The 25,159-nt window shown below is 70.0% G+C and carries 27 protein-coding genes; 13 read left to right on the top strand and 14 right to left on the bottom strand.

The features are described 5' to 3' along the window. Positions 1-171 precede the first annotated feature (171 nt). The 4 genes from HBK84_RS01070 to HBK84_RS01055 all read right to left on the bottom strand — a co-directional run bounded on the left by HBK84_RS01070 (position 172) and on the right by HBK84_RS01055 (position 3,554). Positions 172-1,545 carry a lipase family protein gene (locus tag HBK84_RS01070; RefSeq protein WP_240919044.1) on the bottom strand — a complete coding sequence of 458 codons (1,374 nt, stop codon included), beginning with the start codon at positions 1,543-1,545 and terminating at the stop codon, positions 172-174. A gap of 85 nt (positions 1,546-1,630) precedes the next feature. Further along, on the bottom strand, positions 1,631-2,326 hold the full coding sequence (locus HBK84_RS01065; protein WP_035960874.1) for an RNA methyltransferase: 696 nt from the start codon (positions 2,324-2,326) through the stop codon (positions 1,631-1,633). Beyond that, the gene (gene pyrE / locus HBK84_RS01060) at positions 2,319-2,900 is read right to left on the bottom strand and encodes an orotate phosphoribosyltransferase (protein WP_144931985.1); all 582 of its coding nucleotides are present in this window, start codon (positions 2,898-2,900) and stop codon (positions 2,319-2,321) included. The genes HBK84_RS01065 and pyrE overlap by 8 nt, the downstream gene beginning before the upstream one ends. Positions 2,901-2,930: 30 nt before the next feature. Next, positions 2,931-3,554, bottom strand: coding sequence for a thymidine kinase (locus HBK84_RS01055; protein WP_035960877.1), 624 nt, complete (start codon positions 3,552-3,554; stop codon positions 2,931-2,933). A 132-nt stretch (positions 3,555-3,686) separates the two neighbouring features. On the opposite strand from HBK84_RS01055, the gene HBK84_RS12760 reads away from it, so the two are divergent. The 3 genes from HBK84_RS12760 (at position 3,687) to HBK84_RS01035 (ending at position 6,231) form a co-directional block, all read left to right on the top strand. Next, a complete protein-coding gene (locus HBK84_RS12760) occupies positions 3,687-4,040 on the top strand; it encodes a hypothetical protein (protein WP_239317171.1) in 354 nt (117 codons plus the stop codon). A 101-nt stretch (positions 4,041-4,141) separates the two neighbouring features. Then, the gene (locus tag HBK84_RS01040; protein WP_085106802.1) at positions 4,142-5,164 is read left to right on the top strand and encodes a DMT family transporter; all 1,023 of its coding nucleotides are present in this window, start codon (positions 4,142-4,144) and stop codon (positions 5,162-5,164) included. A 146-nt stretch (positions 5,165-5,310) separates the two neighbouring features. Beyond that, positions 5,311-6,231: an NADP-dependent oxidoreductase gene (locus HBK84_RS01035; RefSeq protein ID WP_206069205.1), complete on the top strand. Its 921-nt coding sequence runs from the start codon at positions 5,311-5,313 to the stop codon at positions 6,229-6,231. 207 nt (positions 6,232-6,438) lie between these two features. Here the strand turns inward: HBK84_RS01035 and HBK84_RS01030 are convergent, their stop codons facing one another. Further along, entirely contained in the window at positions 6,439-7,197 is a 759-nt protein-coding gene (locus tag HBK84_RS01030; protein ID WP_167317971.1) for an SDR family NAD(P)-dependent oxidoreductase, read from the bottom strand. Between the two features lie 278 nt (positions 7,198-7,475). On the opposite strand from HBK84_RS01030, the gene HBK84_RS01025 reads away from it, so the two are divergent. Then, complete coding sequence (locus HBK84_RS01025) at positions 7,476-9,422, top strand: AMP-binding protein (RefSeq protein ID WP_167317970.1); 1,947 nt, start codon at positions 7,476-7,478, stop codon at positions 9,420-9,422. A 5-nt stretch (positions 9,423-9,427) separates the two neighbouring features. After that, positions 9,428-9,979 (top strand): GNAT family N-acetyltransferase, encoded by a 552-nt coding sequence (locus tag HBK84_RS01020; protein WP_131332171.1) that lies wholly within the window; start codon positions 9,428-9,430, stop codon positions 9,977-9,979. A 36-nt stretch (positions 9,980-10,015) separates the two neighbouring features. On the opposite strand, the gene HBK84_RS01015 is transcribed toward HBK84_RS01020, so the two are convergent. Continuing rightward, a complete protein-coding gene (locus tag HBK84_RS01015; protein WP_167317969.1) occupies positions 10,016-10,510 on the bottom strand; it encodes a GNAT family N-acetyltransferase in 495 nt (164 codons plus the stop codon). 108 nt (positions 10,511-10,618) lie between these two features. Between HBK84_RS01015 and HBK84_RS01010 the strand changes: the two genes are divergently transcribed. Beyond that, positions 10,619-11,080 carry a hypothetical protein gene (locus tag HBK84_RS01010; protein WP_131332169.1) on the top strand — a complete coding sequence of 154 codons (462 nt, stop codon included), beginning with the start codon at positions 10,619-10,621 and terminating at the stop codon, positions 11,078-11,080. 90 nt (positions 11,081-11,170) lie between these two features. Here HBK84_RS01010 and HBK84_RS01005 read toward each other — a convergent pair whose 3' ends face one another. Continuing rightward, positions 11,171-11,479: a hypothetical protein gene (locus HBK84_RS01005; RefSeq protein ID WP_167317968.1), complete on the bottom strand. Its 309-nt coding sequence runs from the start codon at positions 11,477-11,479 to the stop codon at positions 11,171-11,173. Between the two features lie 428 nt (positions 11,480-11,907). Here HBK84_RS01005 and HBK84_RS01000 point away from each other — a divergent pair, with 428 nt between their 5' ends. The 4 genes from HBK84_RS01000 (at position 11,908) to HBK84_RS00985 (ending at position 14,887) form a co-directional block, all read left to right on the top strand. Beyond that, positions 11,908-12,447 carry a VOC family protein gene (locus tag HBK84_RS01000; RefSeq protein ID WP_167317967.1) on the top strand — a complete coding sequence of 180 codons (540 nt, stop codon included), beginning with the start codon at positions 11,908-11,910 and terminating at the stop codon, positions 12,445-12,447. Next, positions 12,437-13,228: a MerR family transcriptional regulator gene (locus HBK84_RS00995; RefSeq protein ID WP_206069170.1), complete on the top strand. Its 792-nt coding sequence runs from the start codon at positions 12,437-12,439 to the stop codon at positions 13,226-13,228. The genes HBK84_RS01000 and HBK84_RS00995 overlap by 11 nt, the downstream gene beginning before the upstream one ends. Positions 13,229-13,347: 119 nt before the next feature. After that, positions 13,348-14,418 (top strand): permease, encoded by a 1,071-nt coding sequence (locus HBK84_RS00990; protein WP_167317965.1) that lies wholly within the window; start codon positions 13,348-13,350, stop codon positions 14,416-14,418. Between the two features lie 88 nt (positions 14,419-14,506). Beyond that, positions 14,507-14,887 carry an SdpI family protein gene (locus HBK84_RS00985; RefSeq protein WP_167317964.1) on the top strand — a complete coding sequence of 127 codons (381 nt, stop codon included), beginning with the start codon at positions 14,507-14,509 and terminating at the stop codon, positions 14,885-14,887. A gap of 139 nt (positions 14,888-15,026) precedes the next feature. On the opposite strand, the gene HBK84_RS00980 is transcribed toward HBK84_RS00985, so the two are convergent. From HBK84_RS00980 to HBK84_RS00970, 3 genes are all read right to left on the bottom strand, one after another. Further along, positions 15,027-15,788 carry a hypothetical protein gene (locus HBK84_RS00980; protein ID WP_240919043.1) on the bottom strand — a complete coding sequence of 254 codons (762 nt, stop codon included), beginning with the start codon at positions 15,786-15,788 and terminating at the stop codon, positions 15,027-15,029. Between the two features lie 7 nt (positions 15,789-15,795). Then, on the bottom strand, positions 15,796-16,089 hold the full coding sequence (locus tag HBK84_RS00975; RefSeq protein ID WP_110920900.1) for a putative quinol monooxygenase: 294 nt from the start codon (positions 16,087-16,089) through the stop codon (positions 15,796-15,798). Between the two features lie 125 nt (positions 16,090-16,214). Next, complete coding sequence (locus HBK84_RS00970; RefSeq protein ID WP_240919042.1) at positions 16,215-17,528, bottom strand: dicarboxylate/amino acid:cation symporter; 1,314 nt, start codon at positions 17,526-17,528, stop codon at positions 16,215-16,217. Between the two features lie 771 nt (positions 17,529-18,299). On the opposite strand from HBK84_RS00970, the gene HBK84_RS00965 reads away from it, so the two are divergent. Beyond that, the gene (locus HBK84_RS00965) at positions 18,300-19,310 is read left to right on the top strand and encodes an ABC transporter ATP-binding protein (protein ID WP_131332163.1); all 1,011 of its coding nucleotides are present in this window, start codon (positions 18,300-18,302) and stop codon (positions 19,308-19,310) included. Then, positions 19,307-20,101, top strand: coding sequence for a hypothetical protein (locus tag HBK84_RS00960; protein WP_110920864.1), 795 nt, complete (start codon positions 19,307-19,309; stop codon positions 20,099-20,101). Before HBK84_RS00965 ends, HBK84_RS00960 begins: the two co-directional genes overlap by 4 nt. A 68-nt stretch (positions 20,102-20,169) precedes the next feature. Here the strand turns inward: HBK84_RS00960 and HBK84_RS13085 are convergent, their stop codons facing one another. From HBK84_RS13085 to HBK84_RS00940, 4 genes are all read right to left on the bottom strand, one after another. Continuing rightward, positions 20,170-21,798: an ABC transporter permease gene (locus HBK84_RS13085; protein ID WP_167317962.1), complete on the bottom strand. Its 1,629-nt coding sequence runs from the start codon at positions 21,796-21,798 to the stop codon at positions 20,170-20,172. Beyond that, positions 21,795-22,649 carry a molybdate ABC transporter substrate-binding protein gene (gene modA / locus HBK84_RS00950; RefSeq protein ID WP_131332161.1) on the bottom strand — a complete coding sequence of 285 codons (855 nt, stop codon included), beginning with the start codon at positions 22,647-22,649 and terminating at the stop codon, positions 21,795-21,797. Before modA ends, HBK84_RS13085 begins: the two co-directional genes overlap by 4 nt. Then, complete coding sequence (locus tag HBK84_RS00945) at positions 22,649-23,050, bottom strand: molybdopterin-binding protein (protein ID WP_131332160.1); 402 nt, start codon at positions 23,048-23,050, stop codon at positions 22,649-22,651. The genes modA and HBK84_RS00945 overlap by 1 nt, the downstream gene beginning before the upstream one ends. A 332-nt stretch (positions 23,051-23,382) precedes the next feature. Continuing rightward, positions 23,383-24,165, bottom strand: coding sequence for an enoyl-CoA hydratase (locus HBK84_RS00940; protein WP_167317961.1), 783 nt, complete (start codon positions 24,163-24,165; stop codon positions 23,383-23,385). 133 nt (positions 24,166-24,298) lie between these two features. On the opposite strand from HBK84_RS00940, the gene nadE reads away from it, so the two are divergent. Beyond that, the gene (gene nadE, locus HBK84_RS00935) at positions 24,299-25,123 is read left to right on the top strand and encodes an ammonia-dependent NAD(+) synthetase (RefSeq protein ID WP_167317960.1); all 825 of its coding nucleotides are present in this window, start codon (positions 24,299-24,301) and stop codon (positions 25,121-25,123) included. The last annotated feature ends 36 nt before the right edge of the window (positions 25,124-25,159 follow it).

The raw sequence follows: 25,159 nt of genomic DNA, 5'->3' as shown, positions 1-25,159 counted from the left end.
CTGCTCGTGACCCGGGACGGCACCGCAAAATTGCGGCCCGCCACGGGATGAACCGTGGCGGCCCGATCGGCTCAGAGCCGCGCCGTGGTCACGCCGCCGTGACCACGTGCGGGCCCACGGGTGACCTCCTCGGTGGGTGCGCGGCGCCCGGGGGTCGTTGCCCCGTGGCGCTCACAGCCGCCAGCATGAGCTGGTCTGCGGGATGCCATTGAACCGTGCGTCGAGGTAGACGAGCATCGAGGGAATGCCTTCCAGGGAGGCCCCCACATGGGTGGGCGTAGCGAGCGTCTGCATGGAGACGTTCACCCCGGAGGCGCACCATTTCTGGGCGAGCCGTCGGCCCGACTGGTAGGGCACGACGTCGTCCGCCACGGTGTGGGCGATGCGCACCGGGACACGAGGGTGGCGGCCCGCGGCACCGATGGTCTGCTCGTCCAGGTACGCCTTCAGAGCGGGGTCCCCGAGCAGCTGGGAGAAGGAGCGCCCGTCAGCCGTGAGCTTCTCGGACGGCACCAGGGCGTCGGCGAGGACGGTGCCCACCAGGCAGCTGTCCTGGGCCTTGTCATAGCGCCTCTGCCCTTCCGCATTGAGTCTGTCCCGAACCGCCACCCCGGAGTCCTCGGCCGCCCCCATCACGTAGAAGGACAGGCCGGAGAAGAGAGAGGAGTCGATGTGCTGACCCGTGAGTGTGAGGTCCGCGGGCGGCGCACCCACCCAGGCACTCTTGAGCTGCACCTCTGGGGCGTACTCAGGGGCGCTCTCCGCGGCTGCAGCCGTGGCACCGCCGCCCTGCGAGTATCCCACGGCGGCCACGGGGGTCTTAGCGTCCACTCCCTCCATGCCGAGCTGCTGCGCACCGCGCACGGCATCGAGCACGGCGTGAGCCTGGTCCACACGGTTCATGTAGGTGTGGGCGCCGTCAGTGCCCAGACCGATGTAGTCCGGGGCCACCACGTTGTAGCCGGCATTGATCAGACCGGCCAGGCTGAGGCCTTCGTAGTTCGTGCCCATGGCCATCTGACGGGACGGCGCGCACGAGTCACCCATACCCTGGGTGCCCGAGGACAGCACCACGAGCGGCCGTGGGCCGGGCTTGCGCCACGCCGCCTTGGACTGCAGCACGGTGCCCGTGGTGGCCACGGCCTGGTTCTTGCTGTTGGTGGTCCTGTACATGATGCGCGTGGCGGACGCATTGGGCTTGATGAGCTTGACGGGGTCCAGGTAGAACGTGGACGGCTCCGAACGCACCACACCCCCGTTGGCGGCAGGCAGCTGCGCCGGGGTGCTGTAGAAGTCCGTGTCCGTGGAGCTGCGGAGCTTTTTCAGCGCATCCTCGCGAGCAAGATCATCGCGGGTCAGACCCTGCTCCTGGAGCTTCTGGTCCTGCTCGCTGCGCGGCAGCTCGGAGAAACCGCCATCCGGTGTGGAGCCTGCTGCGCTCTGCGCATGCGCGGGCTGCAGTCCAGCAAGCAGCAGCCCAACGCCCAGGGCGAGGGCACCCGCAGAACGCCGCAAGGACGATGGCCGTGTGGTCGAGGCAGCCATGAGCATGCGAACCTTTCATCATGTGATTCAACTCACATGACCCTACGGTAACTTCTGCCTCCTGGCTATGGTCGGCCGGCCTTTTTCACGCTCCTGCGCCCTTCGTGACGTCGGACGAGGGCGCAGGACGCTGCTCGAACACGTGGCGGCGGATCCATGCATGCATGGTCACGGCGGCGGCCGCTCCGGCGTTGATGGAGCGGGTGGAGCCGAACTGCTCGATGGCCAGCACCGCGTCCGCCTCCGCGACGAGCTCCTCGGAGACCCCCGGGCCCTCCTGACCGAACACCAGGACGCAGCGTTCGGGCAGCTCGAACGTCTCGAGCAGCTGGGAACCGGGAACGTTGTCGATCGCGAGCACCGCGAGTCCCTCGCCGCGTGCCCAGGCCGTGAACTCCGCGACACTCGCGTGGTGGCGCACGTGCTGGTAGCGGTCCGTGACCATGGCTCCGCGGCGGTTCCATCGGCGTCGCCCGATGATGTGCACCTCACGAGCCAGGAACGCGTTGGCGGTGCGCACCACGGAGCCGATGTTGAAGTCGTGCTCCCAGTTCTCCACCGCCACGTGGAAGGCGTGGCGCCTGGAGTCCAGGTCCGCGATGATCGCGTCCATGCGCCAGTAGCGGTACTGGTCCGCAACGTTGCGGCGGTCGCCCTCGCGCAGCAGCTCGGGGTCCCAGCGCTCGCCGGCGGGCCACTCGCCCTGCCAGGGGCCCACGCCGACGACGCGGGGCGCAGCGTCGTCGTCCTGCCGAGACCCGGACGCGTCCGGCTCAGTCAAGCCCGAGCTCGTCCTTGGAGTAGGCGTACAGGCACGGGACGCCCGCGGTCTCCTCGATGCGCTCCTTGGCGCCGGTGCGGCGGTCCACGATCACGGCAACGGCCACGACGTTCGCGCCCGCCTTCTGCAGCGCCTCCACCGCGGTCAGGGCGGAACCACCCGTGGTGGAGGTGTCCTCGACGACCACCACGTTGCGGCCCACCACGCTGGGGCCCTCCACCTGACGCCCCATGCCGTAGGACTTCTGAGCCTTGCGCACCACAAAGGTGTCGACGGCGCGGCCCTGGTCCCCGGCCGTGCGCATGACCGCGTTGCCCACCGGGTCCGCGCCCATGGTGAGCCCACCGGCGGCGTCGAACGCGATCCCGGCCTCGTCCAGCAGACCGAGCATGACCTGACCCACGTACCGGGAGGCCTCGTGGTGCAGGGTCACGCGGCGCAGGTCCACGTAGTAGTCCGCTTCGATGCCGCTGGCCAGCGTGACCTTGCCCCGCACCACGGCGAGGTCCTTGATCAGTTCGCGCAGGCGCTCACGGGCGGTGGCCAGGTCCACGGGAGAGAAGTCGGTGCTCATACGGGCAGTTTACGTGTCGGGGCTAACCCCTCAGCCCAGCCTGCCGCCGGATTCTCGCAGGTAGCACGCCGCGCACAGGGACTCGTAGGTGACGGCCACGCCGTCGATAGCCACCTGGTCCCCCTCGAACACGAAGTCGTCGCCCACCTTCCGCGTGTTGAACAGGGCCTTGCGTCCGCAGCGGCAGATGGTCTTGAGCTCCTCCAAGGTGTGGGCGAGCTCCATGAGCCGCTCGGAGCCGGGGAAGGAACGGGTACGGAAGTCGGTGCGGATGCCGTAGGCCATCACGGGCACGTCCAGCAGCACGGCGATCCGTAGCAGGTCGTCCACCTGCCCGGTCTCCAGGAACTGCGCCTCGTCCACCAGCAGGCACGCCACGGGCTGGGCGTCCACGTGCTCGAGCAGGGCCTCCGGGTCATCGCCGGTGGAGTGGCGCTTGAATAGGCCCATGGCGCTCTCGCCGGGCTGGATTAGGAAGTCCACCGTGCGGGTGACACCCAGCCGGGAGAGGATTTGGTCCTCGCCCTTGGTGTCCACGTGGGGTTTGGCGAGCAGCACGCGCTGCCCGCGCTCCTCGTAGTTGTAGGCGGCCTGGAGCAGCGCCGTGGATTTCCCGGAATTCATCGCGCCGTAGCGGAAGTAGAGCTTGGCCACGGTCGGTCAGTCTATCGCCGCCCGCAGCCACGCCTTCGACGGGCGCGGCCAGCGCTGCACGCGGCCATCCTCGGAGGTGGCCTCGACCGCGCACTCGATCTCACCCGAGGCCGGGCCTGCGGCAGGTGGGCCGTGTACTCGCCGTTCAGTGCGGTCTCCCGCATGGGCGTGCGTGTGGTCTCCGCGTCGTCCGCCCGGCGGCTCAGCAGCGTCACCGCCTTCACCGGGGTGCCGCCGCAGCCTTCCGCGCGGACGCGCACCCGGGAGAACGCGCAGCTGGCCACCGTGCTCGCGGAGGAGCGCGTGCGGCTCGAGGGGCAGGCACGCGAGCTGCTGCGGCTCAGCGGGTGCACCACCGTTCCCGCGGAGCTGGTGATCTCCCTGGGGGAGGGCGTCATGTTCAAGCTGCACGTGGAGAACCGCACGGGGATCGCCCGGGAGACCGTGGCGGCCATGGCGGAGCTGCTGAGGTACCGGCGGGACTGAACCGCCCCGGACGCTGCCCGCCGCCCGGCGGGCGTGGCGCGGCGACACAATCCGCGCTCCGATTCGGCCGCGCGTCCCCGCGTGCGCTCCAATGGACGGTGATGTCCACCCTCAGCGTGTCCCTGATCCTCCTGGCCGCCGTGGTGCACGCGGTCTGGAACATCCTCGCCAAGGGCATCCGCGGCAACGGGACCCTGTTCGTGTGGTGGTACGGGCTCGTCTCCTCGGTGGTGCTGATCCCCGTGAGCCTGCTGGAACCCGGGGCGTGGCAGTCCTGGGGGTGGCCCCTCGTGGGCGCCGCCGTGGTCTCCGGGCTGCTGCACACCGTCTACGGCACTGCCCTGCAGACCGGCTACGACCGCGCACCTCTGGGCGTGGTCTACGCGGTGGCCCGCGGCACCGGGCCCATGATCACCATGATCGTGGCGGTCCTGTTCCTGGGTGAGCAGCTCTCCCTCACGGCCGCCGCCGGGGCGATCGCCGTGCTCGTGGGCGTGGCCGTGGTCGCCACGTTCGGTACGCCCACTTCCACCCGGGACGACGACGCCGCCCCGCCGAGTTCGTCCGACGCGTCGGATCCCGGCGCGGTCATCGCGCGCGACGCCGCCCCGCTGGACTCCTCCGCGTACGGAACGTCGACCCCGGAAGGGGCGGACGGGCACTCACCGGGGGGCGACGCCGCTGCCACACCCACCCGCGAGTCCGCCCTGACCGGCGTGCTGTGGGGTGCCGCGGTGGGCGCGTGCATCGCCGGGTACACCCTGTGGGACAACCACTCCATGGCCACCCTGGACCTGCCGCCCGTGCTGTACTTCGCGCTGACCTCGGTGGTCCTGGTGCTCACCCTGACGCCCAAGGCGTGGCGGCAGCGCCAGGACATGGTGCGCTCGTGGGCCGTGGACCGGAACCGGATCGTCGCGGTGGGCCTGCTGTCCCCGCTCGCGTACATCCTGGTGCTCTTCGCCATGCAGTCCACCCCGGTGGCGCTCGTGGCTCCCCTGCGGGAGTCGAGCATCGTGGTGGGCTCGCTGCTCGCGTGGTGGATCTACAAGGAGAACCGCCTGGTGCCGCGGCTCATCGGCTGCGCCGCCGTGCTCACGGGCATTGCGCTGATCTCCGCCTGAGGCTGCTCCCCCACTCGCCCGGGTACCCCCGGGGAGACTGGAAGACCAAGGCCACCGGACGGCGTCGTCCGGCAGCGCGCACGAACAACTTGCTGCGGCATGGAATAAGGTCCCCGCCCGGGGCTGTTGAGACAGACATGACCACAATGAAGGCGCAGACATATCAGCAGTACGGCGACACCTCCGTACTGGAGCTCACCGACCAGCCCATGCCCAAGGTGGGCCCCGGCGAGGTCCTGGTGAAGGTGAAGGCCGCGGGCATCAACCCGGTGGACTGGAAGGTCATGTCCGGCGGGCTGGATCCCATGATGACCGTCCAGTTCCCGGCGGCCCCCGGCTGGGACGTCGCGGGCGTCGTCGTGGGCAAGGGCTTCGACACCCCCAGCGTCTCCGAGGGCGATGAAGTGATCGCCTACGCCCGCAAGGACTGGATCCACGGCGGTACGTTTGCCCAGTACGTCTCCGTCCCCGTGCGCGCACTCGCCCCCAAGCCGAAGAGTCTTTCCTGGGAACAGGCCGGAGGACTGCCGCTCGCGGGACTCACCGCGTACCAGGTGCTCACCCGACTGGGTCTCGCGGAGGGCAAGACCGTGCTGATCCACGCGGCCTCCGGTGGTGTGGGGAGCATGGGCGTGCAGATCGCCAAGGCGTTCGGCGCGCGGGTGATCGGCACCGCATCGACCAAGAACCACGACTACGTGCGTGAGCTCGGCGCGGAGCCCGTGGAGTACGGGGACGGTCTCGTGGAGCGCGTCAAGGAGCTTGCCCCGAACGGTGTGGACATCGTCGTGGACTTCGTGGGCGGCGTGGTAGAGGACTCCGTCGCCGTGCTCGCGGACGACGGCCAGCACGCCTCCATCGCGGACCCCGAGGTGGAGGAGCACGGCGGGAGCTACATGTGGGTCTCTCCGGACGCAGAGCAGCTCACCGAGCTCGGTCGCCTGGCCGACGACGGCAAGCTCACCGTCCGCGTGGACCGCACCTTCCCGCTCGCGCAGCTGCCGGACGCATTCACCGCCAGCCAGGAGGGCCACGCCGTGGGCAAGATCGTGCTCACGGTCGACTGATCCGCGGAACGCCCCGGGGGCGTCTCGACCTCAGCGGGGCGACTCCCGGGGCCTTTCGCGCAGGCCGGGGCCACGGAGCTCTGACCACATCACGACGATGCCTCGTCACGGGTGGACCGTGACGAGGCATCGTCATGTGCGGGGGCCGTGCGGTGTCGTCGCCCGTGGCTGCGTGCCCGGGACGGGACAGTCGCGCGGCAGCGAGGATCAGCGCGGCGCCATGCGCAGGGCGCCGTCCATGCGGATGGTCTCCCCGTTGAGGTAGTCGTGCTCCACGATCATCCCCGCGAGCTGGGCGTACTCGTCCGGGCGGGCCAGGCGGTGCGGGAAGGGGACGGACTCCGCCAGGGCGCTGCGGAAATCCTCGCTCACTCGACCGAGCATGGGGGTGTCCACGATCCCGGGGGCGATCGTCATCACGCGCACCCCGCGGGAGGAGAGGTCACGCGCCGCGGCGATCGTCATCGAATGCACACCGCCCTTGGACGCGGCGTACGCGGCCTGGCCGATCTGTCCCTCGAAGGCAGCCACGGAGGCGGTGTTGATGATGACGCCGCGTTGACCGGCCTCGTCCACGGGCTCCTGCGCGGTCATGACCTCCGCGGCGAGCGCGAGGACCGTGAACGTGCCCACCAGGTTGATCCGCACCACGCGCTCGAACAACGCGATGTCGTGTACGCCGTTCTTGCCCACCACGCGCGCGGAGGTCCCGATGCCCGCGCAGTTGACCACGGTGCGCAACGGCGCCACGTCCGCGGCGGTGACCACGGCGGCCCGCACCTGCTCCTCGTCGGTGACGTCCGCGGACACGTACTGCACGCCATCGACCGGCGCGGCGGCGTGCACGACCTGCGGCAGATCCAGGCCGATCACGTGCGCCCCACGCGCCACGAGTTCCGCGGCCGTGGCCGCCCCCAGCCCGGAGGCCGCACCCGTGACGACCGCCGTCGAGTCCCTGATGTCCATGTCCGCTCCGTTCCCCGCCTCGTGGGCGGTCCAGCACGCTGTTGATGACGCCGTTCGTCGCTTTCTCCGCCCGATCGTACGGCTCCGGTGCGCGCAGGTCGACGGGCCCCATGAGCCGGCAAGCCCCGGTCAGCGCGCGACCAGCGACGACGCCCCGGTGTGGTGCAGTAAATTTGAGGAACCAGCCACCCCCGGTTCGAGGCGCGAGCACCACCGGCGCGCCGGGCCGCCCTCCCGTGGACGGGCCGGGGATCCGCACACGTCGCAACGAGGATCCCATGAGCGAGACCACCGCCTCAGAACACTCCGTCACGCAGCGGTTGCGCGCCGCACGGGACCAGCTGCTGCGCCTACGCACCGACCTGGACGCCGCACACCGCGAGTTCGAGTGGCCCCGGTTCGAGTATTTCAACTTCGCCCTGGACTGGTTCGATGTCCTGGGCAACGGCGAGGAAGCGGACCGCGAGGCCCTCGTGATCGTGGAGGAGGACGGCACCGAGACCCGCCGCACGTACGCGCAGCTGTCCCGGCGCTCGTCGCAGCTGGCCACGTGGTTGCGCTCCCGGGGCGTGCGCCGCGGTGACCGGGTCATCCTCATGCTCGGCAACCAGGTGGAGCTGTGGGAAACCATGCTTGCGTGCACCAAACTGGGCGCACCCATGATCCCCACGACCGTGATGCTCGGGCCCGCCGATCTGCAGGACCGCGTGGAGCGCGGCCGGGCGGCCTGGGTGGTCACGTCCCACACGAACGCCCTGAAGTTCGAGGACGTCCCCGGGGACTTCACGATCATCGAGGTTCCCGATCAGCCCGATCACCGTCCCCGTTCCGCGCCGTCGGTCTTCGCGTCCTCCGCTGGGCACGACGACGCCGCGTCGTCGCCCGCTGCTGCCGGCGACGACGCGGCGGGAGCGCCGGAGGCCGGGACTGCGGCGTCGTCGGGCGAGGGTGAAGAACCGAGCCCGCGGAAGATCGGGGAGCACCCCGTGATCGACTACCGGGACTCCTTCGCGGGTCCCGAGGAGTTCGAGGTGACCGAGCCCTCGCCCGCGGATGACCCGCTGCTGTTGTACTTCACCTCCGGGACCACGTCCCTACCGAAACTCGTGGAGCACACCAACGTCACGTACCCCGTGGGGCATTTGTCCACGATGTACTGGATCGGGCTGGAACCCGGGGACGTGCACCTGAACGTGGCGTCGCCGGGGTGGGGCAAGCACGCGTGGTCCAACTTCTACGCACCGTTCATCGCGGGTGCCACCGTGTTCCTCTACAACTACTCGCGCTTCGACGCCGTGGCACTCATGGACCAGATGGACCGCGAGGGCGTGACGTCCTTCTGCGCACCGCCCACCGTGTGGCGCATGCTCATCCAGTCGGACCTGTCCCATCTGAAGAACCCGCCGCGCAAGACGGTGTCCGCGGGTGAACCACTGAATCCGGAGATCATCGCGCGGGTCAAGGCCGCGTGGGGCACCGAGATCCGTGACGGGTACGGTCAGACCGAGTCCTCACTGCAGATCGCCAACACCCCCGGGATGCCCGTGAAACCCGGGGCCATGGGCCGTGCGCTCCCCGGGTACGAGACCGTGCTGATCGACACCACGACCGGTGAGGTGAGCGAGACCGAGGGCGAACTGTGCTTGCGTCTGGACCCGCGTCCCGTGAGCCTGACACCCGGCTACCACGGGGACGCCGCGAAGACCGATGAGGCGTTCCGGGGCGGCGTCTACCACACCGGGGACGTGGTCTCGCGGGACGAGAACGGGGTCTTCACCTACGTGGGCCGCGCGGACGACGTCTTCAAAGCTTCCGACTACCGGCTCTCTCCCTTCGAGCTGGAATCCGTGGTGATCGAGCACCCCGCGGTCGTGGAGGTGGCAGTGGTGCCTTCGCCGGATCCCATCCGCCTGGCCGTTCCCAAGGCGTACGTGGTGCTCGCCGCGGGTCACGAGCCCACCGCCGAGACCGCGGAGAGCATCCTGCATCACTGCCGCGTGAACCTCGCGCCGTACAAGCGAATCCGGCGCCTCGAGTTCTTCGACCTGCCCAAGACCATCTCCGGGAAGATCCGCCGGGTGGAGCTGCGGCGGCGGGAGGCCGTGCTGCATCCGGACACGCTGGGGGGTTCCGGTGCCTCGCCCAGCGGTGTCGAGGCCGGGTCCGGCTCCGGTCAGTCGGTGGAGTACGCGGACACGGACTTCCCGTCGCTGCGGGGTGAGTGAGCCTGGTGGCTGACATCTGCCTGGCGTGGCACGAGGAGCTGACAGGGAAGCAGCTCGACCAGTTGGGAGAACTCTTCGACGCAGAGTACAGAGCCGACGAGGGCGCGTGGGACCCTGACGCACCCTACGGCTACGCTCCTGCCGCACTGCACGTCATGGCAGTCGAGGGCGGGAGGGTCGTGGGTCACGTGGGCACCCAGCGGCGGATGATTTCCGTGGGTGACCACGAAGTGCTGGTTGCAGGAACAGGCGGAGTGCTGGTCTCCCCCTCGCATCGGGGCCAGGGCCTTGGTGCGCGGCTGCTCGTTGCGGCGCAGGACGCCGCCCGATCCATTGCACCGGCCCACTACGGATACCTCGGTTGTCGAGAGGAGGTAGTCCCGTTCTACGAGTCGTGCGGGTACAAGCGCATTGAGGTCACCGAGCGATTCCGTTCCCGCGACGGTTCCAGCCAAACGGTGGAAGAAACAGGCGCCCCGGTGATGGTGAGTTCTGGAACGCGCGATGTGGGCACCTGGCCGCAGGGCAGTGTCGATCTTCGAGGTCGCTGCTGGTGATTCCCTGCAGTGCTCCCGCGGAGCGAGCGGTCCGTGTCACCCCGCCTTCCACACCATGACCCCGTCATGCTCTCGTCCGGGGACCGCTAAGAACCCTTCGGACTCATAGAGGTCTCTCGCGCGGTTGCCGTCCTCCACGGAGAGGCTGACGCGGTCGTGCCCGCGCGCGGCGCTCTCCGCGAGAAGTCGTCGGAGCAGACAACGTCCGTGCCCGGCACCCCGGCGTTCGGGGGCCACCCACAGACTGGCTTCCGGAACGTCAGCGGCAACGAACCCGTACCCGGGGTTCCCCGTGCCCAGGAACTGCGCCCAGGCCACGCCGACGACGCCCGAAGGGTCCACCATGATGAAGCCGAAGTCTCCGCGCTCAGGTTCGAACACCGTGTAGTGGGCGATTGCGGGGTCGGCAAGAACGTCCTCGCGCGAGAAGCGTTCTCCGCACCAGTTCATGTTGCCCAGGGTGGCCGCACGGAGAGCGTCGCCGTCCCGACTCGACAGGGGTCGGACCGACGAGAGGTCTTCGTGGTTCATGGGACACTCCTTCAGGGATCATGAGGCCCCAGCGGTGAGGCGCTTCTCGACGAGCCCAAGACCCGACCGTACCGCCCGGCCTCCCACTCGTAGCACGGAGAATCATCCATGGGAAAGACGCACAACTTCTACCACCGGGCGTGCGATGTCGCCGCCGGGGAGGACATCGTGGGCATCACCGTGGCAGAGGATGGACGGGTGGCGCTGGAGTACGGCGAGTTCCCGGAGAACCTGCGGTGCAACTGGGCGGGGTTCCTCTACGACCTGTCACTGACCCCTGCAATGCTCGACGACCTGCACCCGGACCTCCGGGTCGTCTCGGCGCGTCTGCAGGAGGGGTACGGGCACGTGGTCGTATCGGACGGCACCTCGCGGCGTGAGTACCGGCGCGAGATCACGCCCGTGGACCGCGGACCCGTAGCTCTCGAGGTCCTGCCCTTCGATCCGGCCGTCGAACCGCAACGTGGCAGCGCCTACTGGGACGGTCTGACTCCCACCGGCTTCATGGAGCAGCTGCGAGGAAACTTCCCCGACGGTGAGCCAGACGGTGGTCTTCTCAGTTCCGTGTAGTCCCCACCGCGTTAGCCCCGCGGCGGGCACGGGGCGGGCCGAGGCGCTGCTCGCGGTGAGCCCCAACCACCCGCGGCGCACCTGATGCCGTCAGCGCACCCGTTCCAGCACGGGAAGCAGTCCCTCCGGGTTGGGGACGTCGAAGAACGCCATAGGCGCCAAGCTTGTCGGGGAGAAGAACTCCACGCCGCTGTTGAGGTAGATACCGGGGAGTCCGCCCTCCCCGAAGATAACCTCGATGCGGCCGCCGTCCCGACTCTTCCGAATCTTCACGGCCACGTCCTTCACCCGGACCTCCGAGATGCGGCGGTCATCCTCCAGCACGATGGCGCGCGTGTCGGTGAGGCCGTAGACCGTCCGTCGCTTGCGCCGGGCTTTGACGAGGAAGCGTCCGACCATCTAGTAGAGGCCCACCGCCACGAAGAGTAACCCTACGAGGGCAAACCACCGGGGCTTCCCAGAGTTCAGGACCAGCCACGTCCAGTACACCGCGAAAGCGCACCACAGGATGCTAAAGGGCACGAGGAACGCATCGGACGGCATGAAATGCACGCGCGGGTCTGGCTGTCCCGTCCACAGAAGCTTTTCATCGGGACGCAGATGGGGTTGCAGCAGCTGCCGGGGGTTCTCCACAGCGGAAGTATGATACCCGTCACCCCATGACCCGGCGGGACACGACCCAGTGAGCGGCTGCACCGGCCCGCCCCATCATCTGAGGCACGAAATGACTGCCCAGCGGCCGATCCCCTGGGCATGTCGTGCCTCAGATGTCAGTGCGTGGTTCCCCGCTTGACCCTCACGCCGCGTGAGGCGGGACAGTCACCGGCATGAACACTCACTTCGACGCCTTCGACATCAGCCCCGTTCCCACCCCCGCCTGGGACGCCACCCCACCCGAGGAATACCGCGGCATCTACGGCATGCCGGCGTTCACCACCATTTGCACCGCTGATCTGCCCGCCTCCGTGAGATTCTGGACCAACGCACTGGGCTTCTTCGCGCTCTTCGAGATCCCCGGGCAACTGGTTCATCTGCGGAGGTGGGCGTTCCAGGACGTGCTCCTGGTACCCGGCACCCCCTCCCGCGTGAGCGAGCCCTCCGTGTTCGTGAACTTCTCGTGCGTGTTGCACCAGATCGAGCCGCTCGTGACGGCGTGCGGACGGTTCGACGACGTCGCCGTGACCGGTCCGCGGGACACCCCCTGGAACAGCCGGGAGGTGGAGGTCGTGACCCCCGAGCGGGTTCGGGTGGTCTTCACCGCGGCGAAGCCGTACGACCCCGCAACCCAGGAAGCGGCGAACCTCCGGGCCGTGGGAATCACCGCCCCGGGCCCCGAGGCAGACCACAATGAGCCGCATGACGGATGACCAGCTGACAGTGGGCCAGGCTGCGCAGCGCCTCGGCGTGACCGTCCGGACGCTGCACCACTGGGACGCGGAGGGTCTTGCCCGGCCCTCCGCGCGGTCCGCCGCCGGGTACCGGCTCTACACGCAGGCGGACCTCGACAGGTTGGAGCGGGTGGTGGTCTACCGCGAGCTCGGCCTGGGGCTCAACGCCATATGCGGCCTGCTCGACGATCCCGACATGGACGCCGTGGAGGCCCTGCGTGAACAGAGTGCCCAGACAGAGGAACGTATCCACCGGTTGCAGCAGCTCCAGGAGAGCCTGCGGAACATGATCGAGGCGCACGAACGCGGGCCGCTCCTGAGCTCTGAGCGTCAGAAAGAAGTGCTGGGCGAGGGGTGGAACCCCGACTGGCCCGCACAGGCCAGGGCTCGCTGGGGAGACACTGCACAGTGGCGGCAGTACGCCGAACGGGCGGCCGCACGGACACCGGACAAGTGGGCGGAACTCACGCGGCACACGGAGAAACTCGAAGACGATTTCGTCCGGGCTGTACATGACGGCGCAGTCCCCGGAGATGTCCAGGCGAACGAGCTCGTGGAACGGCACCGCAAGCTGTTCAGCCGGTACTTTCCCCTCACACGACAGATGCAAGTCTGCTTAGGGCGGGTATACGAGTCAGACCCGGCGTTCGCCGCGCACTACGACGCGCTGCACCCCGGGCTCGCGATGTGGCTTCGAGAGGCCATCAACGAGAGCGCACGGCTCCACGGGATTGACCCCGACACTGCCAGCTGGGAGTGAGCCCGCCCGCACCCATGCAGGAGTCCGCCCGCGCGGAGGCGAGCCCCAGGCGTAGGCTGATCCGGCGTCGTCGTCCCCGGTGACGACGACGCCTCCAGCCCTCGCCGCGAAAGGTCCCCGTGAGCACGCCCGCGCCCATCGAAACCCCCGAGACCACCCCTCCCTCACGGCACATGGGCTGGGCGGGGCTCGCCCTCACCCTGGGGATCCTGGTGGCCGGGCTGCTCTGGGCCAAGTGGCTCCCCTACGACCTGAAGGCCCACAAGCTGGCCGAGACCGGCGTGTGGGACGGCAAGGCCATCTTCGGCGCGGCCGGTTCCACGCCGTCCCTGCAGGGTGCGTTCGACTTCACCGTGGTCTACCTCAAGGCCGTGTGGAAGGCCGCGCTCGTCGCGCTGCTGGTGGCCGCCGCGCTGGAATCCCTCGTGCCGCGCCGCTGGCTGCTGCGGGCGCTGAGCCGTCGAACCTCCTGGGGACAGGGCATTTCCGGGGCGCTGCTGGCGCTGCCCAGCATGATGTGCACGTGCTGCACCGCGCCCGTGGCCATCGGTCTGCGGCGTTCCGGTGCGCCGGCGGGTGCCACCGTGGCGTACTGGCTGGCCAACCCGCTGCTCAATCCCGCAGTGCTGGTGTTCCTGGGGCTCACCGTGCCCTGGCCGTTCGTGACCACGCGCGTGGTCGTGGGGATCGCAGTGGTGCTGATCGCGGCGGTGCTCGTGAGTCGGCGCTTCTCCACGGTGGAGGTCGAGACGCCCGAGGCCCTGCCCGCCGATCCGCAGACGTGGGGTGAGATGCTCTCCCGCTTCGGCAGGGCCCTGGGTCGCTACCTGCTGATCCTGGTCCCGGAGTACGTGCTCCTGGTGGTGCTCGTCGGGTTCTTCTCCGGGTGGCTCTCGGACTTCGCGGCCCTGAACCAGCACGCCGGGCCGCTCGCACTGCTCCTGGTGGGCGTGATCGGTGCGGCACTGGTGATCCCCACGGGTGGCGAGATCCCCGTGGTCGTGGGCCTCACCGCCGCGGGCGCGAGCCACGGCGTGGCCGGGGTCCTGCTCATCACCCTGCCGGCGCTGAGCATCCCGTCCATCGTGATGGTCGCCCGGCACTTCGGGGTCCGCACCACGTTGCTCGTCACCGGGTGGGTCGTGGTGGGCGGCCTGCTGGCGGCCGGGCTGCTCGTGGCGCTGACCTGACGACGCCGCCCGCACCCGTCAGGCGTCGGCTCGCCTTGGCGCACACCACCCCGTGCCGTGACTGCACCTCGGGGGTATCGTCCCTGACATGGATGACTCCAGCGTGGGTGCTCTCATCGGCATCGTCATGTCCGTCGTGGTGCTCGGCGTGATCTTCACGGTCACCCGCATGGGAGCCAACGGGGACATGGGGCGAAACGGGGCCGTGGGCATCCGCACTAAAGCCACGCAGCGCAGCGACGTGGCCTGGCGCGCCGGACACGCCGCCGCCTTCCCCGTGGTCAGAACCGCGTGTCTCCTGGTCCTGGTTCTCGACCTGGTGTGTCTGGCTCTGGTCTTCCTGGGACCCGCGGGTCTGGTCCCGTGGCTCGGCATCATCCCACTGGCCGGAATTCTGGTGGCGGTGGCCTTCATGGCGCGTGCCGCCAAGAAGGGGGCCGACGCCGCTCCTCGAGCTCCGCACCCGTGAGCACTCGCGCCTGCGGGTCACCGCCACGACACCGCAAGCCGCCTCGCCGGGCAGGGCGACGGGACGCGGACCGGAGTGCGGTGAGGCACCCGGGTGCGGTGCGGCACCGTCGTTCTCCGGGACGAGGGTGCGCGGTGCGTCAACCCGCGATGAGCGCGTAGATCCCGCCCAGGAACACCACCCCGTACGCCGAACCCGCGATCAGCTGCGACCACGTGTGGGCGCGCAGCACGCGGCGGCTCACGCACACCGCGAGCGCCACTGGGATGAACAGCAGGCCCCACGGCCCCCATGTGACGGGCAGGATCACCGCGGTGCCGCCCATCATCATGCCGTGCACCGATATCTTCCACCGCGGGCTCACGAGGGCCACCACCGCGCTGGCCGCGAGCGTGGCCGTGAGCAGCCCCACGATCTCCACCGGGCCGTGGAACACCAGCGTGATCATGAGAAAGACCGCCACCAGGATGAACGTCCCGATCATCACCGGGCGGCGGTGCTCCTTGACGCTCACGTGGTGATCCGTGAGCACGCCGCGGCGGGCCAGCACGGTGACCGTGGCGAGCGAGACTCCACACACGGACAGCGCCGCAGACACTCCCCACACCACGGCGCCGAGGGTGCCGTGGGTGCTCCACGGGATGAGGATCAGCAGCACGGCCAGGACGAGCGGGGCCTGGAAGACCTCGGAGAGGACGACCGCCCAGGTGGGTGCCCGTTCACCCGGGGCAGGGCCCGCGGATGCGGAGCCGGGGGCGTGGCCCGGACGGGCGGCGTTGCCCGGGGCCGTTGCCCGCGGCGTCGTGCGGCCGGGCCCGCTGACCGCGCCGGAAGCACGGGACCCGGTGGCGTCGGCAGGGTCCGGGCGCAGCGGCGCCGTCGGCCCGTCGTGGCTGCTCACGCGCGGATCAGACGTCGAGCGTCTCGTAGGTCTCGTGCTCGTTGTTCGCCAGGGCCGGGATCGCCTGCCCCACGCCGAACTGCGCGAAGTGCTCCGAGCCCACGTGCGCCTTGAACGCGGCCTTGTCCTGGTACACCTCGAAGATGCGGAACACGGTGGGCTCCTCCGGGCTCTGGTACGCCTGGTAGTAGAGGTTCCCGGGCTCCTCGCGCGAAGCGGGTGAGAGCTCGGCGAGCGCGGCACGCACGGTCTCCTCCTCGCCGGGCTTGGCGGTCCAGGTGGCGCTGCAGACAAAAGCCATGGGATGTCCCTTCTCGACGACGACGCCGGGTCCACCCGGCCCCGCTCATGCTACCGACCCGCGGCGGGCGCCGTTCGGCCGGGACCGGTCCGGGCGGCGTCGTACCGCCCGGCGCGCCCGTTCGCTCAGTGCGCGGACGCGGAAGCCGTGGAACCCTCTCCGGCGGCCGCGATGCCGTCGCGCTGGCGTGCCGGGAAGACCCTGCGCCTCCTCCGGGCGCCCCCGTCCACGATGCGCGTGCCGGCGAGATCGCCGGTGACGTTGCACATGGAGCGCACCATGTCCAGGAGGGCGTCGATGCCGGCCACGAGCGCGACCGGACCGAAGGGCAGTCCCGCCTGGGTGATCGCCAGGGACAGCATGATGAGCCCCGCCCCGGGCACACCGGCGGTTCCCACGGAGGCGAGCACGCCCACGAGTGCCACGCTGATGAGCTCCGTGAGGCTCAGGTGCACCCCGGCCACGTTGGCGACGAAGATGACGGCCGCCCCCACGTACACGGCGGTGCCGTCCATGTTGATGGTGGCGCCCAGGGGCAGGGTGAAGCCGTAGACGCCCTCGTCCACACCCATCTTCTCCGCCGCGCGCATGGACACCGGCAGGGTGCCGCTGCTGGAGCGCGTCACGAAGGACATGAGCATGGGCTCCTTGGCCGCGGCGAAGAAGCCGCGCACGGAGTGGCCGAACACCAGCAGGATCAGGCAGTACAGGAGGATCTGCACGGCCACCCCGCCGTACACCGTGGCCGTGAGCACGGCCAGCGGCGCCAGCGCGTCCATTCCCGTCTCACCCAGGGTGACGGCGAGCAGCGCGAACACGCCGATGGGGGCGTACTCCAGGATGCCGCGGATCGCGACGAACGTGACCTCCGCACCGGCCTCGAAGAACCGCCGCATGTTCTCCCCGAGCCCGGCCAGTCGCTCGTCCTCGCTGCTCCTGAGGACACCCAGGGCCAGTCCGAAGACCAGGGCGAAGAACAGGACGGCCAGCATGTCCCCCTCGACCATGGCGCTGATGGGATTGGTCGGGACGATGTTCATCAGCACCTCGTTGAGAGGGGGTGCCTCCTTCGGTGCCGACTCGGTGCCCTCCGGCAGCGTCAACCCCGCGCCGGGTTGGAAGAGGGAGGCCAGAGCAAGCCCCAGGGTGATGGCCACCATGGTGGTCAGCGTGTAGTAGACCATGATCTTCACGCCCACCCGGCCGAACTGCCCGGCACTGCCGGAGGACACTCCGGCCACCAGGGTGAACACCACCACGGGGACCACCATCATCTGCAGCAGGCGGAGGAACACCGTCCCCAGGGGTTTGACCACCGCGATGTCCGGGCCGACCAGCAGGCCCACCACGGCACCGAGCACCAGGGCGATGCCGAGCTTGTAGATCAGCGGGAACGCCAGGTAGCGCCGCCACCAGCTCCGGTTCTTCTCGGTAGACACAGTCACAGGTCCTTTCCTCGCCCGGCTGAGGGCATGCAGATGGGCGGGCGCGGCGATGGGATGCGCTGTCACCACGGGGCGAGCCCCCGGATGACGGCCCCGGTCACGGTAGCAGGGGCCGCGATCCGATCCGTCGCACGGCGACGCCGCGTGCTCGCGCTCGGTCCCGACGTTCTCCCCACCGGCGCCGGGCGGGGCGCTTGAGCGAACCGAGGACCGTGGTGTGCCACGCCGCCCCACCGTTGCCCGTTGCCTCGGGCCGGGGGATCATGGGCCCACAGCACTCCCGTGAGAGGAACGGCCCCGTGACAAAACCGTCGACCGTCCGCATGTTCAACGAATACGGCTGCAGCTGGCCCTTCTGGGGATAGGACGGTCTCCTGAATGAGGAGGACTTCCAGCTCCCCCCTGACCTCACAGCGGACATCCTGGCCTGGACCCGGAACTTCAACCAGCACTTCGGCTACGAGAAGGGATGGCCCACGGCGGAGCAGCGCGAGGCCCACCGCCGTGAGGGCGAACGACTCGCGGGGAGGGTGCAGGACGCGGTGGGCCCGGGAGTCACCATCCACTTGAACATGTGGGAGGCGAACGTCGACGAACTACGCCTCCCATGGTGGAGGAGGGTCTTCCGCTCACGCGCCGAGCGGGCTTGAGAACCCTGCCTGGTTGATCACGTAGGCACCTCCTGCCTGTCGCACGGCCCCGCGGGACTCGCCCGCATCCCCCCACCTCCGCCGTCCCGCCCCGTCCGGCCGTCAGGATGGAGGCATGATTCAGATCGAGCACCTGACCAAGCGCTACGGCGGGTTCACCGCGGTGGACGACATCTCCTTCGTCGCCCAACCCGGCCGGGTCACCGGCTTCCTGGGCCCGAACGGCGCCGGGAAGTCCACGGCGCTGCGGATGCTCACCGGCCTCACGCCGGCCACTTCCGGTGCTGCGACGGTGCTCGGCCGCCGCTACTCCGAGCTGCCGAATCCCAGCCGTCACGTGGGTGTGATGCTCGACGCCGCGGCGCAGCACCCCGGGCGCACCGGCCGGGAGGTCCTGCAGCTGGCGGCCACGATCACGGGGATGGGCAGGGCCCGCGTGGACGAGATGCTGGACCTCGTGGGGCTCGAACGCTCGGAGGCGCGCCGCCGCGTGAAGAACTACTCCCTGGGCATGCGCCAGCGCCTCGGTCTGGCCGGAGCGCTCATGGGCCGCCCGCAGGTGCTGGTCCTGGACGAGCCCGCCAACGGCCTGGACCCGGCGGGCATCCACTGGATGCGCGGACTGCTGCGGGACTTCGCGGACCAGGGCGGCACGGTGCTGCTCAGCTCGCACCTGCTGCACGAGGTGGAGCTCATCGCGGACGACCTCGTGATGATCGGCGGCGGCCGGATCGTCGCGCAGGGCGGCATGAAGGACCTCCTCGCCACCCGCCCGGGGTGCGTGGCCGACGCCGAGGACCGCGCCGCCTTCGCCGACGCCCTGAGCGCCGCCGGGATCCCCGTCGCGGGGCGCGCGGACGGGGCCGCGGACATCGAGGCCGACGCCGCCCGCGTGGGTCGGGTGGCCCTCGACGCCGGCGTGCCCCTGACCCTGCTGCGCCCCGCGGACGGCACCCGCCTGGAGGACATGTTCCTGCAGCTCACCGCCGACACCGCCCGGGGCGATCGGGGCGTCACCACGTCCTCCCGTGACGCCGCGGCGTCCGGGGCGACCGCGCCGGATGCATCACCCGCACAGCCGTCATCGCCCCAGGACACGCCCACCCGAGAGGAGCCCACCGCATGAGCACCGCAACCACCACCACGGCCCCCTGGGGCCACACCGAACCGACGGGTCGCGGGCTCTCGTTCCTCACCCTGCTGCGCGTGGAGCTGCGCAAGCAGGTGGACACGCGCGCCGGGCGCGGTCTGCTGATTGCCATCGGCGTGCTCACCGCGCTGGCCCTGGGACTGTTCATGTGGGCTTTCCGGGACTCCGGCGCACCCCTGTCCGCGCTGCTCTCCGTGACCACCACTCCGCAGGGCCTGCTGCTCCCCGTGCTCGGCATCATCACCGCGTGCAACGAGTGGAGCCAGCGCACGGCCCTGATCACCTTCACGCAGGAGCCCCGCAGACTCCGCGTGGTTCTCGCCAAGCTGCTCTCGGCAGTGGTGCTGGGCACCATCGCGGTGGCGCTGGCCTGGGTCCTGGCCATCGCGGCGTTCCTGATCCTTGCCGCGGTGACCGGCCAGTCCCTGAACCCGGATCCGGACTGGGGCCAGCTCGTCGGGGTGTGGCTGACGCAGCTGATCGCGGTGCTGCAGGGTGTGGCCTTCGGGCTCGCCCTGCTGTCCGTGCCCATGGCGATCGTGGCCTACTTCGTCCTGCCCGTGCTGTTCTCCGCGGTGGCGGCATTCGTACCCGCCATCCGGGACCTCGGGGCATGGGTGAACGTGAACGCGGCCGCTACCCCGCTCACCGAGGGTCTGGATCTCACGGGGGAGCAGTGGGCCCAGCTGGGAACCTCCGCGCTGCTGTGGATCGGCCTGCCCCTGCTGATCGGGATCTGGCGGGTGCTCACGCGCGAGGTGAAGTAGCCCCACGGCCCGCTTTGCCACGAACCGGTCCCGCCCCTCCGGGGTGAGGGCCGGTTCGCGCTGGTCGCTCAGCGATCCGTGCCGGATACCGGCCGTTCCAGCCGCACCACCCGGTCCGCCAGCTCGGTCACGTCCGCCTCGTCGTGGGTGATCACCACCGCCGTCCGCCCGGCCAGGATCCGCTGCAGCACACTGCGCATCCGTGGCCGGGCGGCCACGTCCAGGGCGCTCATGGGCTCGTCCAGCAGGATCACGCGCGGGTCCGCCGCCAGCACGCGGGCAATGGCCACGCGCTGGGCCTGACCGCCGGAGAGCTCGTCCGGGCGCCGGTCCGCGAACTCCCCGGCGCCCACCTCGCGCAGCCACCGCCGCGCACGACGCCGCCCGTCAGCCTTCCCCGCACCCCTCGCCCTGGGACCGAACGCCACGTTGTCCTGCACGCTCAGGTGGGGGAACAGCAGCGGCTCCTGGGCCATGAGGGCCACCCCGCGGCGGTGCGCCGGGACCCACACGGGCCGCTCCCCCGGCCCCGTGCCGACCACGCAGTGCTCGCCCACGTGCACCGCTCCGCGGTCCGGGGGCAGCAGCCCGGCGATCGTCCCGAGCACCGTGGACTTGCCCACACCGTTGGGTCCGAGCAGCGCCACCGTGGTTCCCGGCTCCACCGTGAACTCCGCGACCACCCGCCGCTGCTCGTGCACCACGGACACCCGGAGCGCATCCGCGGTGCTGGTGGTCCCCGGCGCCGAGTCGCACCCATCCGGCGTCTCGAAGCCTCGCGGGGGCTCCGCACCGGTCTGCTCCGCGGAGCCACCCTCACGTCCCCGGGCCCCGGCTGCCTCTTCCTGCTCCGGCGGTTCAGCCGCGCCGTCCCTGCTAGCCCACCGGGCGAGGTTGGTGCGGAAGCCGGCGCCGCGGCGTCGTCGTGCGGGCGCGCTGACGCTGACCACCAGCAGCGCGACGAGGACGAGGAGCAGGGAGAGGGCCACGGCGGCGTCGGGGTCGGTCTCGCGCTGCAGGTAGATCTCGAGTGGGAGGGTACGGGTGATGCCCTCGAGGCTGCCCGCGAACGTGAGGGTCGCCCCGAACTCGCCCAGGCAGCGCGCGAAGGACAGCGCCGCCCCGGAGAGGACAGCGGGCGCCGCGAGCGGCAGGGTCACCCGGAAGAGGGTGCGCGTGGGTGAGGCACCGAGCCCGGCGGCCACCTGCTCGTAGCGGGTGCCCGCGGTGCGCAGCGCCCCCTCCAGGGACACGACCAGGAACGGCAGCGCCACGAAGGTCTGGGCCAGCACCACCGCGACCGTGGTGAACGCGATGTCCACGCCCGCGGATGCCAGGGAACGGCCCAGGAAACCCGTGCGCCCGAAGGTGTACAGCAGGGCGATGCCGCCCACCACCGGTGGGAGCACGAGCGGCAGGAGCACCAGGGACCGCAGCAGTCGCACCGCGCGGGCCGTGGAACGGGCCAGGACCAGGGCCAACGGGCACCCCAGCACCAGGCACAAGGCCGTGGACGCGAGCGCGGTGCGCAGACTCAGCCCGAGCGCGGCCACGGAGGACTCACTGGTGAGCAGCGCCCCCAGGTGCGCCCAGTCGATGCGCAGCAGGATGCCCACCAGCGGCAGCAGGATCAGCAGCGCCCCCACCGCCGCCGGCAGCACCACCCAGCGCGGGGTCGCGGTGAAGCCGCGGATCACGGTGCGCCGAAGCCCGCGTCCTTCAGGACTTCCTGGCCGCGCTCGCCCGTGACCAGGTCCACGAACTCGGTGGCGAGCTGCGGCTGCTCGGACTTCTTCAGCGCGACGACGGGGTAGTTGTTGACCGCCTCGTCCGTTTTGGGGATGTCGATGCTCGTGACCTTGTCACCGGCGGACTTCGCGTCCGTGACGTACACGATCCCGGCGTCCGCCTGACCGGACGTGACCTTGCCGAGCACGTCCGTCACGGCGTTCTCCTGGCTCACGGGCTTGAGCTCCACACCGTCCGCCTTCTCCACCTTCTTGGTGGCCGCACCGCACGGCACCTCCGGGGCGCACGTGACCAGTTTGACGTCCTTGTCCACCACGTCCTGGAAGCTCTCGATGCCTGCCGGATTGTCCCTGGGCACCACGAGGGTCAGCACGTTGGTCGCGAAGATCTTCGGATCCCCCTGGGCGAGGTCCGCGTCCATGAGCTTCTTCATGTTCTTCTGGTCCGCGGAGGCGAACACGTCCGCCGCCGCTCCCTCGATGAGCTGCTGCACGAGTCCCGAGGACCCGCCGTAGTTCACGTCCACGGTCACGCCGGGGTGGCCCTTCTCGAACTCGTCGGAGAGCTGGTCGAAGGACGTGGTCAGGGACGCCGCCGCGGACACCCGCAGGGTCTTCTCCCCGCCCCCGCCCTGCGACGACGACGCCGAGGCATCCCCTCCCCCGCTCTGCCCACCGCACCCGGTGAGCAGCAGGGCGCCCAGGCCCACCGCGGTGAGGAGGGTCGTGAGGCGGCGCTGGCCCGGGCGGGCGGCGCCGCAGGCAGCGGCCCCCGGAATGCTCTCGTGCCCGTTCGCCATCACTTGCGCCCCTCCGTCTCCACGATGACCGCGGTGGACTTCACCACGGCCGTGGCCACGGACCCCGGTTCGAGTCCGAGATCCTCCACCGCCTCCGTGCTCATCAGCGACACGATCCGGTGGGGACCGCACTGCAGCTCCACCTGGGACATCACGGGGTCCGACTTCACGGCGGTCACCAGCCCCACCAGCCGGTTGCGGGCGGAACTGCTCACGCGCGCGGGATCCTCGGGGCTCACGGCGTTGCGGCGGGCGAGCTCGGCGAGCTCCGCTCCGTCCACCACGGTGTGCCCCACGGAGTTCTTCTGTCCGGTGAGAGCGCCCTGTTCGATCCAGCGCCGGACGGTGTCGTCGCTGACACCCATGAAAGTAGCGGCCTGGGCCACACGGAGGAAGGTCATGGGCTCATACTATCCGCAGATACGGGCCATTCCCGGGGATTACTCCGCAGAAGCGGAACCCTCACCCTCGCCCCGTTTGAGAATTCAATGCAGCTACTGCCACTTTTCCGCCCCCAGCGGGCAATGTCTGCACTTGATCCTGGGGCGCGGCGATGACGACGCCGCTCCCCACCTTGCGGGGAACGGCGCCGTCCTGCGCGTGCCCGTCAGCACGTTCCGCGTGGTGGAGCAGTTCCGCCACCGGCTCACCACCGAGCGGTCCGGCGTCCCGTGGAGCGGTCATCCTGCAGCGACCCCTCCGGGGTCAGACCCTGCGCCGCTCGGTCTCGGGCTCACTCGTGGGAGAAGTTGGGCTTCCGCTTCTCCGTGAAGGCCGCCATGCCCTCCTTCTGGTCCGCGGTGGAGAACAGGCCGTGGAACACGCGGCGCTCGTACTGCAGACCGGTGGCCAGGGTGGTCTCGTACGCGGTGTTGACCGCCTCCACGGCGTGCTGGGCCACCGGCTTGGACATGCTCGCGATTTTCCCGGCCACCTCAAGCGCGGTGTCCATGAGGGAGTCGGCGGGAACCACGCGCGAAACCAGCCCGGAGCGCTCGGCCTCCTCGGCGTCCATCTGGCGGCCGGTGAGGATCAGATCCATGGCCTTGGCCTTGCCCACCGCGCGCGTCATGCGCTGCGTGCCGCCCATGCCCGGAATGACACCCAGTGTGATCTCCGGCTGGCCGAACTTGGCGGTGTCCGCGGCAATGATGAGGTCGCACATCATGGCGAGCTCGCAGCCGCCGCCGAGCGCGTAGCCGGCCACCGCCGCGATCTTCGGGGTGCGCAGCCGGGCGAAGGTGTCCCACTCGGAGAAGAAGTCCTCGCGGTACATGTCCGAACCGGTCTTGGAGCCCATCTCCTTGATGTCCGCACCGGCGGCAAAGGCCTTCTCGGAACCGGTGAGCACGATCGCGCCGATCTCAGCATCACGGTCCAGCTCGGTGGCCGCGGCGAGGACGTCGTTCATGGCCTGCATGTTCAGCGCGTTCAGCGCCTTGGGGCGGTTCAGCATGATCACGCCCACGCGTCCCTCGCGGCGGACCAGGATGGTTTCGTAGCTGTTTTCGCTCATGTGTCCAGCATCTCACGACGGCACCGTGCCCCACCTCACACGGGCGGGCGGCCCCGGGGGGCGTGGCGGCGGCGTCGTCAGTCGCGGTGGGAAACGTCACGTGCCCGAAACATGCGGTCGCTAGCATGGCGGCATGCGTGAATTGCAGGCACAGATCATCGCCGAACTCGGGGTGGCCCCGCAGATCGACCCGGAGCAGGAGGCGGCGCGGCGCGTCGACTTCCTGTGCGACTACCTCCGGGCGACGCACACCAGGGGCTTCGTGCTGGGCATCAGCGGCGGCGTGGACTCCACGCTCGCGGGGCGGCTCGCACAGCTGGCCGTGGAGAAGCTGCGCGAGGACGAGATCCCCGCGGAGTTCGTGGCCATGCGCCTGCCCTACCGCGCCCAGCAGGACGAGGACGACGCCCAGGCCGCGCTCGCCTTCATCGAGCCGGACCGGGTGATCACGTACGACGTCGCTCCGGCCGTGGACGGGTTCGAGACCGCCTACGCCGCCGCGACCGGCGGGCAGCTCAGCGACTTCACGCGCGGCAACACCAAGGCCCGCGTGCGCATGACCGCGCAGTACGCGGTGGGCGGGGACCACAACCTGCTGGTGATCGGCACGGACCACGCGGCGGAGTCCATCACCGGGTTCTTCACCAAGTTCGGGGACGGCGGCGCGGACCTCCTGCCGCTGGCCGGGCTGAACAAGCGGCAGAACCGGCAGCTGCTGGAGTACCTGGGAGCCTCGGAGCAGCTGGTCGGGAAGGTCCCCACCGCGGACCTGCTCAACGACATCCCCGGCCGCACGGACGAGGACGAGCTGGGCCTCACGTACGAGGACATCGACGACTATCTGGAGGGCAAGGACGTCCCCGTGCAGGTGGCGGAGAAGCTGGAGCAGATCTTCCTGCGCTCCCGCCACAAGCGCACCGTGCCGGTGACCCCGGCGGATGAGTGGTGGCGGAACTAATCACACGCCCCCCGCGAAACATAGCCTCCTAGCTCT

This window comes from Kocuria sp. KD4 (assembly GCF_011769905.1).
In the GTDB taxonomy this organism is placed as follows: domain Bacteria; phylum Actinomycetota; class Actinomycetes; order Actinomycetales; family Micrococcaceae; genus Kocuria; species Kocuria marina.
Note: the sequence above shows the minus strand (reverse complement) of the source record. Positions and strands in the feature narration are given on the sequence as shown.